At 35.9% G+C, this 13,303-nt stretch carries 13 protein-coding genes and 6 pseudogenes; 8 read left to right on the top strand and 11 right to left on the bottom strand.

Features of this window, described 5'->3' with window-relative positions; genetic code table 11:
• Nucleotides 1-43: 43 nt before the first annotated feature.
• The gene (locus RHABOEDO_RS00500; RefSeq protein WP_220017645.1) at nt 44-841 is read right to left on the bottom strand and encodes an IS630 family transposase; all 798 of its coding nucleotides are present in this window, start codon (nt 839-841) and stop codon (nt 44-46) included.
• A gap of 94 nt (nt 842-935) precedes the next feature.
• Here RHABOEDO_RS00500 and RHABOEDO_RS10640 point away from each other — a divergent pair.
• A pseudogene (locus RHABOEDO_RS10640) lies at nt 936-1,556 on the top strand (IS5 family transposase); the annotation flags it as partial.
• A 71-nt stretch (nt 1,557-1,627) separates the two neighbouring features.
• Complete coding sequence (locus RHABOEDO_RS00490; protein ID WP_220017644.1) at nt 1,628-2,425, top strand: transposase; 798 nt, start codon at nt 1,628-1,630, stop codon at nt 2,423-2,425.
• Here RHABOEDO_RS00490 and RHABOEDO_RS11325 read toward each other — a convergent pair.
• From RHABOEDO_RS11325 to RHABOEDO_RS10635, 7 genes are all read right to left on the bottom strand, one after another.
• The gene (locus RHABOEDO_RS11325) at nt 2,326-2,655 is read right to left on the bottom strand and encodes a DCC1-like thiol-disulfide oxidoreductase family protein (RefSeq protein WP_350339720.1); all 330 of its coding nucleotides are present in this window, start codon (nt 2,653-2,655) and stop codon (nt 2,326-2,328) included. The genes RHABOEDO_RS00490 and RHABOEDO_RS11325 overlap by 100 nt on opposite strands.
• Before the next feature lie 178 nt (nt 2,656-2,833).
• Nucleotides 2,834-3,847: an IS30 family transposase gene (locus RHABOEDO_RS00480; RefSeq protein WP_215216525.1), complete on the bottom strand. Its 1,014-nt coding sequence runs from the start codon at nt 3,845-3,847 to the stop codon at nt 2,834-2,836.
• A 163-nt stretch (nt 3,848-4,010) separates the two neighbouring features.
• Complete coding sequence (locus RHABOEDO_RS00475; protein ID WP_215217717.1) at nt 4,011-5,270, bottom strand: hypothetical protein; 1,260 nt, start codon at nt 5,268-5,270, stop codon at nt 4,011-4,013.
• Between the two features lie 309 nt (nt 5,271-5,579).
• Nucleotides 5,580-6,371, bottom strand: coding sequence for a hypothetical protein (locus RHABOEDO_RS00470; RefSeq protein WP_215217718.1), 792 nt, complete (start codon nt 6,369-6,371; stop codon nt 5,580-5,582).
• Between the two features lie 69 nt (nt 6,372-6,440).
• Nucleotides 6,441-7,475, bottom strand: a complete 1,035-nt coding sequence (locus tag RHABOEDO_RS00465; RefSeq protein WP_220017643.1) for an IS630 family transposase — start codon at nt 7,473-7,475, stop codon at nt 6,441-6,443.
• A gap of 273 nt (nt 7,476-7,748) precedes the next feature.
• Nucleotides 7,749-8,288 (bottom strand): IS630 family transposase, encoded by a 540-nt coding sequence (locus RHABOEDO_RS00460; RefSeq protein ID WP_245397620.1) that lies wholly within the window; start codon nt 8,286-8,288, stop codon nt 7,749-7,751.
• The gene (locus RHABOEDO_RS10635; RefSeq protein ID WP_281069586.1) at nt 8,240-8,425 is read right to left on the bottom strand and encodes an IS630 transposase-related protein; all 186 of its coding nucleotides are present in this window, start codon (nt 8,423-8,425) and stop codon (nt 8,240-8,242) included. The genes RHABOEDO_RS00460 and RHABOEDO_RS10635 overlap by 49 nt, the downstream gene beginning before the upstream one ends.
• Nucleotides 8,426-8,526: 101 nt before the next feature.
• Between RHABOEDO_RS10635 and RHABOEDO_RS00455 the strand changes: the two genes are divergently transcribed.
• Nucleotides 8,527-9,561 carry an IS630 family transposase gene (locus tag RHABOEDO_RS00455; protein ID WP_220017642.1) on the top strand — a complete coding sequence of 345 codons (1,035 nt, stop codon included), beginning with the start codon at nt 8,527-8,529 and terminating at the stop codon, nt 9,559-9,561.
• Between the two features lie 64 nt (nt 9,562-9,625).
• Here RHABOEDO_RS00455 and RHABOEDO_RS00450 read toward each other — a convergent pair.
• A pseudogene (locus tag RHABOEDO_RS00450) lies at nt 9,626-10,322 on the bottom strand (IS5 family transposase); the annotation flags it as partial.
• 60 nt (nt 10,323-10,382) lie between these two features.
• Between RHABOEDO_RS00450 and RHABOEDO_RS00440 the strand changes: the two are divergent.
• The 3 genes and pseudogenes from RHABOEDO_RS00440 to RHABOEDO_RS00430 form a co-directional block, all read left to right on the top strand.
• Nucleotides 10,383-10,751 carry an IS630 transposase-related protein gene (locus RHABOEDO_RS00440; RefSeq protein WP_220017641.1) on the top strand — a complete coding sequence of 123 codons (369 nt, stop codon included), beginning with the start codon at nt 10,383-10,385 and terminating at the stop codon, nt 10,749-10,751.
• A gap of 38 nt (nt 10,752-10,789) precedes the next feature.
• Entirely contained in the window at nt 10,790-10,948 is a 159-nt protein-coding gene (locus RHABOEDO_RS00435; protein WP_220017640.1) for a hypothetical protein, read from the top strand.
• Between the two features lie 43 nt (nt 10,949-10,991).
• Nucleotides 10,992-11,237, top strand: a pseudogene (locus RHABOEDO_RS00430) (transposase); the annotation flags it as partial.
• Between the two features lie 65 nt (nt 11,238-11,302).
• On the opposite strand, the pseudogene RHABOEDO_RS00425 reads toward RHABOEDO_RS00430, so the two are convergent.
• Nucleotides 11,303-11,401: pseudogene (locus tag RHABOEDO_RS00425) on the bottom strand (hypothetical protein); the annotation flags it as partial.
• A 10-nt stretch (nt 11,402-11,411) separates the two neighbouring features.
• Nucleotides 11,412-11,684, bottom strand: a pseudogene (locus RHABOEDO_RS00420) (transposase); the annotation flags it as partial.
• Nucleotides 11,685-11,940: 256 nt separating this feature from the next.
• Here RHABOEDO_RS00420 and RHABOEDO_RS00415 point away from each other — a divergent pair.
• Nucleotides 11,941-12,075 (top strand): annotated as a pseudogene (locus tag RHABOEDO_RS00415) (transposase); the annotation flags it as partial.
• A 159-nt stretch (nt 12,076-12,234) separates the two neighbouring features.
• Nucleotides 12,235-13,248, top strand: a complete 1,014-nt coding sequence (locus tag RHABOEDO_RS00410) for an IS30 family transposase (RefSeq protein WP_215216525.1) — start codon at nt 12,235-12,237, stop codon at nt 13,246-13,248.
• The last annotated feature ends 55 nt before the right edge of the window (nt 13,249-13,303 follow it).

Below are 13,303 nucleotides of genomic sequence, written 5' to 3'. Positions count from 1 at the left end.
AAAAGATAGAAGCAATTTCTCCTGAAAAAAGGGTCTATTTGGATCAGAGCGGAATCAGTAACTCTTCTAGTTTCTTATTTTTGTTTGATCTTGCATTATCCAAAATTACATGAATAATTCGAGCCTCTGTCTGTTTTTCTAGCTTCTTGAAAAAATCGAGCATTGCATCGGCATCAACTGTCTTATATTCCTCTGTAAAAATCTTCATTCCTGTCAGGCAAAGAGCTCCAGCAAAATGCAATCGCAATTGTTTCCCGGATGTCTGCAAAGTCTTTTGAACGCCTTTTTTGATCCATCCACATACGGCTTGGGACTGATGTTCAGGATGCACAGCATCTATGAAATAGATCTCTTCATCAGGGTTTAAGGTCTCCTTTAAAGCCCTATATTGTTCTATGAAAATTCGTTGTTTTTCAGGATCTAATTTCCCAGGAATCTTTTTAGGACGTTTATAAACAAATCCGTGCTGTATGAGCCAATCTGTCATGCCACTTCGGGAATATTTTATCCCATATTGCTCATGCACATAAGCTATGATCCCTTTGACTTTAAGATAGGTCTTTTCCTGTAGGTGTTTTAGTAGAGACTCTTTTTGGTCTTGTGAAAGTTTTGATTTGCTACCGCCTCGAGGGCTACTTCCAGTTTTATTTTCGGAATCATATTCTCTGAGGTATTTCTGAACAGTGATAGGGCTTATCCGGAGTGTTTTAGCAAGATTTTTTGTTGAGATACCCTCATCATAGCCCAAAATTACACAAAGCCTATTCCGTTCAGAATAGTCTTTTGGATGCTTTAACTTGTGTTCTAAGTCAGCTCTCTGGCTAGGGATCAGTTTTTTCATACTCAATAGCTTAACACAAAACAAAATATTTTTCTATACGATTGAATCGGAACCACTATATACAACTTTATCAATAAAATTTTAAATAACTATAGAATATCCTAAATGGGAATTATGTTATTATTATTTCCCTCTTTGGAATAAAAAAGATGATAAAAATTCTAAGAGTATTCTTGAAATAGTTTTAAAAAAAATTGGTTGGCGAGGTCAGAAAAAGCAGTGGTCGGAAAGAAAAAATAAGCTTTGTAATTATTGATGCTCAAAGTGTTAAAAATACTGATACAGCGGAGAAGATAAGGATATGATGCAGGGAAAAAAATATCAGGAATAAAAAGACATATAGCAGTCGATACCCAAGGGCTTCCTCATGCGATTCACATTACCACCGCTAATATCACTGACAGAAATGGGTGTATAGAAGCATTTTCACTACATAAAAACCATTTGTTTGGTGTAAAAAATGTTTTAGCAGATGGAGGATATTCTGGAGAGAAATTTGCAAAGAGCGTGCAGGAGATATTAGGATGTATAGTAGAAATAGCCAAAAGAAATACACTTCATACTTTTACAGTTATTCCCAAAAGATGGGTTGTAGAGCGTTCTTTTGTGTGGATAGAAAAATGTCGCAGGCTATGGAAAATTGCGAAAGAAAACTACTACAAGCCTGAATATGGTGGTTCTTGCTTTTATTGCTCTACTTTTGAAAAGATTTTAAACAGGCTCTTAGATCAAGCTGTTGTATCAATTTCGATTTAAATAACTATACTTAAAAGTTATGGAATTCGATTGGGAGCTGTAGGGGCAAAAAGATTTTCCTCTGCTGTTATGAAACAGATAGAAAAGCAGGAAGAAGTGATTATCTTAATTATAACATCTCTATTAAGCACCTTTGACAAAATAGTCGAGCAAGTAGAAAAACTGGATAAAGAAATGCTTAAACTAGTCAGTCAAGATAAAGAAGTAAAGCAGCTTATGACAATTCCTGGCATAGGACCTGTAACAGCATTAACCTATAAAACAGAAATTTTTGATTCAGCTAAAACAGAAATTTTTGATTCAGCCCGCTTCAAAGCTTCTAAATCAGTAGGAGCTTATCTTGGTATGACTCCCAAACAATATGCCTCTGGAGAGGTGCAAAGACAGGGAAGAATTTCGAAATGTGGATCCAATGAACTTAGGTCTTTGTTAGTTGAGGCCGGAATGGTAATGCTCACACGAAGTAAGAAATGGAGTAAAGTGAAAGCTTGGGGATTAAAAATTATGCGAAAAAAAGGGATGAAGAAAGCCGCTTTAGCAGTGGGTAGAAAGTTATCCGTGATCATGCACAAGATGCTGATCGTTGCTCCTCATTTTTTTTGCTCTTTAATGAGCGGTTTTGAGATTTTAAAAAAATCTCTTTATATTGGAGAGTTTAACCTACTCCGTTTAAGGAGTAACCCCTTCTTTGTGTGCAATTATGGCATGTCTAATATGCTTAATAAGGTTCACTCTCTAAAAAATTTTCTTAAGTTCTCTGGGAGAACTGGACAAGCCGTTTTTGGCTTTTTGAAAATCTTGCCTCTTATTTTAGCAATAAAATCATAGAAAGCGTTAGTTATACAAAGAGGTATACAACGAATTAAATACGCTAAACACTTCCAACCTTTTCCTAAAGAGTGTAAAATATATAAGATCGCCTCTGTTTTGAAATAGATTCTATCCTGTTTCTTCTCATACACCATGATACTATCTGGTGTAGTTTTTATGTTTTTAGTCTGAACAAGATGGCAAAAGGTTTTTCCTTCTATGGGAGAAAAAACGAAAGGTGTTTGCATCCTTAAAAGGGTGAAGCGCACAAAAAAATGACATAAACCACAATTACCATCATAAAAAACCCTTGGGAATTCCTCAAATAGATCTTGATGCATATTTTTTCTTTTTAAAGAGTTTTATTCATGGCCCTTTCAACCTTGAAGTGCACAAAAAAGAACATATAAATACTTGAAAAAACATCTATTGTGCACCCGAGCATAGCATGTTTGTAGATAATCTCGTAAACACTTCTAGTGGAGTTTCGAAGTTGAGAGCCTTTCTAGGTCTGTTATTTAGTAAAGTTTCCACCCTTTCTATATCCTTGGAAGTCGTATCTAAAAAGCTTTGTGTTTTAGGAAAATATTGCCTAACTAGTCCGTTTGTATGCTCATTTAAGCCTCTTTCCCAAGAATGGTAGGGCGTTGCAAAGTAGAAGTCTGTCTCTAGCTCGAAACTAACCATTTGGTGATAGGCAAATTCTTTTCCGTTGTCTGCTGTTAATGTGTGTACAAAATCTTTGATAGGTTTAAGTTGTTCAATTAACGCTTGACTTACTTCCTCTGCAGTTTTATGAGAAACTTTGGCGAGCTTAGTTAGCTTGGAAGTTCTTTCTACCATTGATACAATTACGCCTTTATGTCCTGCCCCTATGACTGTATCTAGTTCCCAGTCTCCTAAACGAGTCTTTTTTTCTACAATACAAGGCCGTTGCTTAATATCTATACGACCAGGCATGTTCCCTCTTCCAGAAGCTCCCTTTCTCTGCTTGTTATATTTTTTCCCTCGATGACGGAGCTCTCTATAAAGCTGTCCTCCCTGTCGTTTATCTTTCCAGATATGATTATAGATGGTCTCATGACTAACATGTTCTTTACCATGTCTTTTAAGCCATCCGGATATTTGTATAGGGCTCCATTGCAACTTGATTTTTTCTTCAATACGGGTAACTATTTGAGGAGTCATTTTTTTATTGGGCTGAGAATTTTTTCTAAGAAATGCTTTTTCTTGAGCTTGCTGATGACGGTATCCTCGTTGCCCTTTATTTCTCTTAAGTTCCCTACTAATAGTGCTATGATGAACTTTTAGAATGTTTGCTATTGAGCTAGATGTATCTCCTCTAGCTTTTAAAATATAAATCTGACATCTTTGGTCATAGGTTAGGTGATGGTAGCCTTTAGGCAAGGTCTCTCCTTGTGTTTGATTGTTAAAAATCACAATAGAGATTCTTTCATCGCCTGCCTATTCTTTTTTTAATTCTTCTGTGCACTTCAAACTTGAAAAGACTCATCTTAGCACAAATGAAAGATGAAACGAAATTAAATAGGAAGATTTTTTTGATGAAGAAAAAAGCCCTGCAGTTAACAGGGCTTTTAAAGATTTAAAAACCGTAGATTACTTCTACTTCTACTTGCCTAAAACGACAATAGGGACCGATATGCTTATTCAACTTAATGGACTGCATCCAGCTAAGCTGAATATCAATCTGATTGGTAAATAAGTAATCAAAGGTTATTTGATATCCTTGATAATTTACATTACCGCCTGCTGTCTTTATAGTGTTAAGACCACCTTTGCCATCTAGTTTTACAGTATAAAATCCAATAGAAGATGCATTTCCTGTACCAATTCCCGATACATCAAAATCAGGTACGCATTGTGCAGCAAGAAGCTGTCCATTAATATCAAAAGCCCAGTCGCCTTTTTTCTTAAGCTCTCCCATGGAAACCCCTAAGTAAGCACCCCAATTCGCTTTTTGATTATCTGTAATCGGCAATTTTCGTGCTTTGTGATTGTATAAACCAGCTAAATAGATTTGTACTGGTTTCTTCGAACAAAAGGCATTAAAGCGATACCCAAGAATTAATTGAGAAACAATAAAATCAAAACGTTGTTTATCAATAGAGTCGGTAAATTTCTTTGTATCCCAATCAATAACGGAATATTTGGTATAAAAACCGGTTTTAAAAAGATTGAGAAGACCAATTTCTCCTACATAACCAAACTGTTCTTTCCATTCATTAACAAGAAAAATACCTGCATGTAAGTAAGCGCTTCCAATGGGATCGATATTATGACCATACTTAAAACACACACCATCAAAAAACGAGTTAAACTCTACCTTTGAATCAAGCATAGAAGACATACGGCGGCGTCCTAACTCGACATCTAAACCCCAATTGCTTCGATCAAAAATACGATAACCCCAGATAGCTCTTTCTAACTTTAGCTTATTTAAAGTTCCGCTTATAATTCCTGCTTCGTTGTCGAATTCTAACTTAACGGCTGCCCATGAACGATCTGTTCGATAGTCAAACATCAAATTCACTTCAATATCAAAACCATTAGAGGGAATAGGTAGACCATCGCTACCAAATACTACTCCATTAGGTCCTCTTTGATTCACACCATTTGCAGTTTCATGAGTATGTTGAAATTCTGTACGAACCTCTCCACTAATGGATAAAGATCCACCTGACTCTTTAATAGTCACTTGGCGTTTTGTATTAATCCAATCACGCAATGCACCAATGTCTCTTTGATCAAGATCATCTGCTTCGTCAATTGTTGCTGCCATTGCAGAAGAAGCAACAAATACGGTGCTTAAAAGGAATAAGCAGCGTTTCAAATCTACTTTCATTATTAGCTCCAGATTAATTTTTTATACGGGGGCAAAATATTTAAGAAATTACTAGAGAAGATCTCAAAAATACCCAACACTAAGATCAACTGATTAATAGAAAAAATTAAAAACAATCTCAAGATTTTATAAAGGAAATCTTTCTTTATTTCAAAGAAAATAGAAGCAACACCGTTAAAAATTTCTATTGCTGAGAAGTTCATGAATGATAAGAGATCACTCATGAGATTTAAGAAAAAATGATATCGCTCAAAAGTATTTTTGAATAGTATTTTCTTTAAAAAATATCCTGCAGGCAAAGTCTTTCTATTAAAAACTCAAATCTGCACTTAGCGTAAATGCTTTTTCATTAAAGAAACGTGCTTCAAAATTACAATCAAACCCACGTTGATTTGTGAGACCACAACCTAAAACCAAGCCAAATAGGTGCTGACTTTTAAAAGAAAAATACCCTCTGGGAAAGACAGGAATTGAGGGAAGATGCCTGATTTTTCCTTGAAAATCTGCACATTGTAGAGCGATATAAGGGATCAAGTAAGAAAAGCGATGATAGAGTCCCATACTCACCTGCCATTCGTAACAAAACATTGTTGTTTTTTGCGGAAGATGCGATTCTTGATCTACTAAAATGGCATAAAGATCAGGACGCACAGCTCTATAGCTTGCGGCAAGTCCCACTTGCGTGTCTCCCCAATAAACTAGAATAGCTCTTCCACCACCGCCCCATGCAAAATAGCTATGGGACTTATAAGAGATATCAGGACCTTGAGGATAAAGGCGCTGCGTAAACTCTGCATGCATTTTTCCCAGTTCAAAATAAAGATCCAAACGCTGATTGATAGATGCTGTAAATGTCCCAAAATTACTGGTTAGCTTTGCCTTAGGCATGTTTTTAACCTGCAGAGCATTTTGACGCAGAACCTTAAGCTTACGATTCTGAACATGATCATACTCATAACCCATCTTGATCCTAAGCCAAGACTGTTTCGATAAAAAAAGTCCTTCTTCAGGAATACCAGGTGAGCCGGGGTTGAATGTATACAGACCAAAGCCACTATTACAAATGAGTAGTGCACTTAAAAATAGATAATTTTTTTGCATAATCTTAAATTATCTAGTGTATGATGCAAAGAATGCAAGATCAAAAAAATGTTCTATACTAGTGCCGATTCAAACGGCTAGCTTAATGGGATTTAAGTCAACGACTTGAAACTTGTCGTTTATCCTACATTTCAAAATATCTGTTATTTTCGGTATCTCTTCTAAGAAGAATCCTCTAATTGCCTGAAAAAAAGTCACCGACGTTTCGTAATATCGATTGTATACCGTCTTTTCCTTTAAGATCTTCCACAAGCGTTCAATAGGATTCAAATTCGGCGAATAAGGAGGGAGATAGTGCACTTTAATCCTAGAAGACATCAGAAACTCTTCTAGTTTCTTATTTTTGTTTGATCTCGCATTATCCAAAATTACATGAATAATTCGAGCCTCTGTCTGTTTTTCTAGCTTCTTGAAAAAATCGAGCATTGCATCGGCATCAACTGTCTTATATTCCTCTGTAAAAATCTTCATTCCTGTCAGGCAAAGAGCTCCAGCAAAATGCAATCGCAATTGTTTCCCGGATGTCTGCAAAGTCTTTTGAACGCCTTTTTTGATCCATCCACATACGGCTTGGGACTGATGTTCAGGATGCACAGCATCTATGAAATAGATCTCTTCATCAGGGTTTAATGTCTCCTTTAAAGCCATATATTGTTCTATGAAAATTCGTTGTTTTTCAGGATCTAATTTCCCAGGAATCTTTTTAGGACGTTTATAAACAAATCCGTGCTGTATGAGCCAATCTGTCATGCCACTTTGGGAATATTTTATCCCATATTGCTCATGCACATAAGCTATGATCCCTTTGACTTTAAGATAGGTCTTTTCCTGTAGGTGTTTTAGTAGAGACTCTGTTTGGTCTTGTGAAAGTTTTGATTTGCTACCGCCTCGAGGGCTACTTCCAGTTTTATTTTCGGAATCATATTCTCTGAGGTATTCCTGAACAGTGATAGGGCTTATCCGGAGTGCTTTAGCAAGATTTTTTGTTGAGATACCCTCATCATAGCCCAAAATTACACAAAGCCTATTCCGTTCAGAATAGTCTTTTGGATGCTTTAACTTGTGTTCTAAGACAGCTCTCTGGCTAGGGATCAGTTTTTTCATGCTCAATAGCTTAACACAAAACAAAATATTTTTCTATACGATTGAATCGGAACCACTATATACTGAAATGCATTAGAAAAAAGTGATCTTGTCACCTTTTTTTAGACAGGGCCCTTTCAACCTCGAAGTGTACAAAAAAGAACATATAAATAATTAAAAAAACATCTATTGTGCACCCGAGCATAGCATGTTTGTAGATAATCTCCTAAACGCTTCTATTGGAGTTTCGAAGTTGAGAGCCTTTCTAGGTCTGTTGTCTGCTGTTATAGTTATTTAAATTGAAATTGATAAAACAGCTTGATCTAAGGCTTCGGATAAATTAGCTACAGTAGGTAAAAGTTCTCGGATTTTCGTTTTCATATTGGCCCAATATTTTTCGATAGGATTTAAGTCCGGTGAATAAGGCGGGAGAAAGAGCATTTCGTATCCACTTTCCTCTATCAATGTTCTAGTTGTCTTTGATTTATGAAAGCTCGCGTTATCGAGAATCAAAACTTGGCCATGAGTCAAATTTGGAATCAATTCCTGTTTTAGCCATACATTAAATAGATCCGTATGGCAAGTTCCTTCAAAACACATCGGTGCCAGCAATTTCTTCCCTTGTAGTGCCGAAATTACACTCTGTCTACCAAATCGTTTTCCTGAAATTCCTCCAAATATTTGTTTTCCCCTCGCGCTCCTCGCATATTGCCTATGCACATATTGACTGATTCCGCTCTGATCCAAATAGACCCTTTTTTCAGGAGAAATTGCCTCTATCTTTTTTAGATATTCCGCTCTTGCTTCCGCGTTCCTTTCCTTATAAAACGCAATCTTTTTTTTCTTGTAATCTTGAGTCTTTTCAAAGCGTAAAAAATCGCTTGCAAAGTCAAACCAAAATGCTTTGCAATCTCTGATAAAAAATGATCGGGGTTTTTTTCTACATAAGCGATTAATCTCTGATCATCAATTTTCTTATATAGTTATTTAAAATTTTATTGATAAAGTTGTATATAGTGGTTCCGATTCAATCGTATAGAAAAATATTTTGTTTTGTGTTAAGCTATTGAGTATGAAAAAACTGATCCTTAGCCAGAGAGCTGACTTAGAACACAAGTTAAAGCATCCAAAAGACTATTCTGAACGGAATAGGCTTTGTGTAATTTTGGGCTATGATGAGGGTATCTCAACAAAAAATCTTGCTAAAACACTCCGGATAAGCCCTATCACTGTTCAGAAATACCTCAGAGAATATGATTCCGAAAATAAAACTGGAAGTAGCCCTCGAGGCGGTAGCAAATCAAAACTTTCACAAGACCAAAAAGAGTCTCTACTAAAACACCTACAGGAAAAGACCTATCTTAAAGTCAAAGGGATCATAGCTTATGTGCATGAGCAATATGGGATAAAATATTCCCGAAGTGGCATGACAGATTGGCTCATACAGCACGGATTTGTTTATAAACGTCCTAAAAAGATTCCTGGGAAATTAGATCCTGAAAAACAACGAATTTTCATAGAACAATATAGGGCTTTAAAGGAGACCTTAAACCCTGATGAAGAGATCTATTTCATAGATGCTGTGCATCCTGAACATCAGTCCCAAGCCGTATGTGGATGGATCAAAAAAGGCGTTCAAAAGACTTTGCAGACATCCGGGAAACAATTGCGATTGCATTTTGCTGGAGCTCTTTGCCTGACAGGAATGAAGATTTTTACAGAGGAATATAAGACAGTTGATGCCGATGCAATGCTCGATTTTTTCAAGAAGCTAGAAAAACAGACAGAGGCTCGAATTATTCATGTAATTTTGGATAATGCAAGATCAAACAAAAATAAGAAACTAGAAGAGTTTCTGATGTCTTCTAGGATTAAAGTGCACTATCTCCCTCCTTATTCGCCGAATTTGAATCCTATTGAACGCTTGTGGAAGATCTTAAAGGAAAAGAAGGTATACAATCGATATTACGAAACGTCGGTGACTTTTTTTCAGGCAATTAGAGGATTCTTCTTAGAAGAGATACCGAAAATAACAGATATTTTGAAATGTAGGATAAACGACAAGTTTCAAGTCGTTGACTTAAATCCCATTAAGCTAGCCGTTTGAATCGGCACTAGTATATTTTTCTCCAACAAAATATATGGAGGTAGAGAAATGCCTAAGAGCCTGTTTAAAATCTTTTCAAAAGTAGAGCAATAAAAGCAAGAACCACCATATTCAGGCTTGTATGTAGTTTTCTTTCGCAATTTTTCCATAGCCTGCGACATTTTTCTATCCACGCAAAAGAACGCTCTACAACCCATCTTTTGGGAATAACTGTAAAAGTATGAAGTGTATTTCTTTTAGCTATTTCTACTATACATCCTAATATTTCCTGCACACTCTTTGCAAATTTTTCTCCAGAATATCCTCCATCTGCTAAAACATTTTTTACACCGAACAAATGATTTTTATGTAGTGAAAATGCTTCTATACACCCATTTCTGTCAGTGATATTAGCGGTGGTAATGTGAATCGCATGAGGAAGCCCTTGGGTATCGACTGCTATATGTCTTTTTATTCCTGATATTTTTTCCCCTGCATCATATCCTTTCTTCTCCGCTGTATCAGTATTTTTAACACTTTGAGCATCAATAATTACAAAGCTTGTTTTCTCTTTCCGACCACTGCTTTTTCTGACCTCGCCAACCCATTTTTTTTAAAACTATTTCAAGAATACTCTTAGAATTTTTATCATCTTTTTTATTCCAAAGAGGGAAATAATAATAACATCATTCCCATTTAGGATATTCTATGGGTAACATACGCCACTGGCAACCACTTTTTAAAATGTACAAAATTCCACAAAAAATATCATATATAGTTATTTAAAATTTTATTGATAAAGTTGTATATTTTTCTCCAACAAAATATATGGAGGTAGAGAAATGCCTAAACCTTATTCAATGGATCTAAGAAAACGAGTGCTTCAATACCTAGAAGAAAATAACGACAAAATGAAGGCCAGCCAGCTATTTCAAGTTGGGATTGCAACTGTCTACCGATGGGTAAAGCGTAAGAAACAAAGAGGAAACGTAGAACCTCTAAAAAAGAAAAGCACTTATAAGAAAATTGATGATCAGAGATTAATCGCTTATGTAGAAAAAAACCCCGGTCATTTTTTATCAGAGATTGCAAAGCATTTTGGTTTGACTTTGCAAGCAATCTTTTACGCTTTGAAAAGACTCAAGATCACAAGAAAAAAAAGATTGCGTTTTATAAGGAAAGGAATGCGGAAGCAAGAGCGGAATATCTAAAAAAGATAGAAGCAATTTCTCCTGAAAAAAGGGTCTATTTGGATCAGAGCGGAATCAGTCAATATGTGCATAGGCAATATGCGAGGAGCGCGAGGGGAAAACAAATATTTGGAGGAATTTCAGGAAAACGATTTGGTAGACAGAGTGTAATTTCGGCACTACAAGGGAAGAAATTGCTGGCACCGATGTTGTTTTGAAGGAACTTGCCATACGGATCTATTTAATGTATGGCTAAAACAGGAATTGATTCCAAATTTGACTTATGGCCAAGTTTTGATTCTCGATAACGCGAGCTTTCATAAATCAAAGACAACTAGAACATTGATAGAGGAAAGTGGATACGAAATGCTCTTTCTCCCGCCTTATTCACCGGACTTAAATCCTATCGAAAAATATTGGGCCAATATGAAAACGAAAATCCGAGAACTTTTACCTACTGTAGCTAATTTATCCGAAGCCTTAGATCAAGCTGTTTTATCAATGTAGATTTAAATAACTATAAGTGCTTTTCTTTTTTAGAGGTTCTACGTTTCCTCTTTGTTTCTTACGCTTTACCCATCGGTAGAGACAGTTGCAATCCCAACTTGAAATAGCTGGCTGGCCTTCATTTTGTCGTTATTTTCTTCTAGGTATTGAAGCACTCGTTTTCTTAGAGCCTGTTTAAAATCTTTTCAAAAGTAGAGCAATAAAAGCGAGAACCACCATACTCAGGCTTGTATGTAGTTTTCTTTCGCAATTTTTCCATAGCCTGCGACATTTTTCTATCCACGCAAAAGAACGCTCTACAACCCATCTTTTGGGAATAACTGTAAAAGTATGAAGTGCATTTCTTTTGGCTATTTTTAATATACATCCTAATATTTCCTGCACACTCTTTGCAAATCTTTCTCCAGAATATCCTCCATCTGCTAAAACACTTTTTACAACGAACAAATGGTTTTTATGTAGTGAAAATGCTTCTATATGCCTTACTGAAAAGATTTTAAACAGGCTCTTAGATCCATTGAATAAGGTTTAGGCATTTCTCTACCTCCATATATTTTGTTGGAGAAAAATATACAAATTTATCAATAAAATTTTAAATAACTATAACACATTTTCTACTCTCTCAGAGCCTGTTTAAAATCTTCTCAGTAAGGCATAATGATAGTTTTCATAAAACCTTTGGAAGTAAATTATGGCCCGCCTTAGAAGATGGGTTGTAGAGCGTTCTTTTGCGTGGATAGAAAAATGCTGCAGGCTATGGAAAAATTGCGAAAGAAAACTACATACAAGCCTGAATATGGTGGTTCTTTTTATTGCTCTACTTTTGAAAAGATTTTAAACAGGCTCTCAGAAGCTATTGATAAAGCGTTTTTAGAAATATATACTTAAAAGAAAAAATAAATTTAAACCACTATATCTTTTATATAAAGTCTTTTCAAGTTTGAAGTGCACAGAAGAATTAAAAAAAGAATAGGCAGGCGATGAAAGAATCTCTATTGTGATTTTTAACAATCAAACACAAGGAGAGACCTTGCCTAAAGGCTACCATCACCTAACCTATGACCAAAGATGTCAGATTTATATTTTAAAAGCTAGAGGAGATACATCTAGCTCAATAGCAAACATTCTAAAAGTTCATCATAGCACTATTAGTAGGGAACTTAAGAGAAATAAAGGGCAACGAGGATACCGTCATCAGCAAGCTCAAGAAAAAGCATTTCTTAGAAAAAATTCTCAGCCCAATAAAAAAATGACTCCTCAAATAGTTACCCGTATTGAAGAAAAAATCAAGTTGCAATGGAGCCCTATACAAATATCCGGATGGCTTAAAAGACATGGTAAAGAACATGTTAGTCATGAGACCATCTATAATCATATCTGGAAAGATAAACGACAGGGAGGACAGCTTTATAGAGAGCTCCGTCATCGAGGGAAAAAATATAACAAGCAGAGAAAGGGAGCTTCTGGAAGAGGGAACATGCCTGGTCGTATAGATATTAAGCAACGGCCTTGTATTGTAGAAAAAAAGACTCGTTTAGGAGACTGGGAACTAGATACAGTCATAGGGGCAGGACATAAAGGCGTAATTGTATCAATGGTAGAAAGAACTTCCAAGCTAACTAAGCTCGCCAAAGTTTCTCATAAAACTGCAGAGGAAGTAAGTCAAGCGTTAATTGAACAACTTAAACCTATCAAAGATTTTGTACACACATTAACAGCAGACAACGGAAAAGAATTTGCCTATCACCAAATGGTTAGTTTCGAGCTAGAGACAGACTTCTACTTTGCAACGCCCTACCATTCTTGGGAAAGAGGCTTAAATGAGCATACAAACGGACTAGTTAGGCAATATTTTCCTAAAACACAAAGCTTTTTAGATACGACTTCCAAGGATATAGAAAGGGTGGAAACTTTACTAAATAACAGACCTAGAAAGGCTCTCAACTTCGAAACTCCACTAGAAGTGTTTACGAGATTATCTACAAACATGCTATGCTCGGGTGCACAATAGATGTTTTTTCAAGTATTTATATGTTCTTTTTTGTGCACTTCAAGGTTGAAAGGGC

Origin of the sequence: Candidatus Rhabdochlamydia oedothoracis (genome assembly GCF_019453995.1) — a bacterium.
In the GTDB taxonomy this organism is placed as follows: domain Bacteria; phylum Chlamydiota; class Chlamydiia; order Chlamydiales; family Rhabdochlamydiaceae; genus Rhabdochlamydia; species Rhabdochlamydia oedothoracis.
This window is presented reverse-complemented; position numbering and strand designations above follow the sequence as displayed.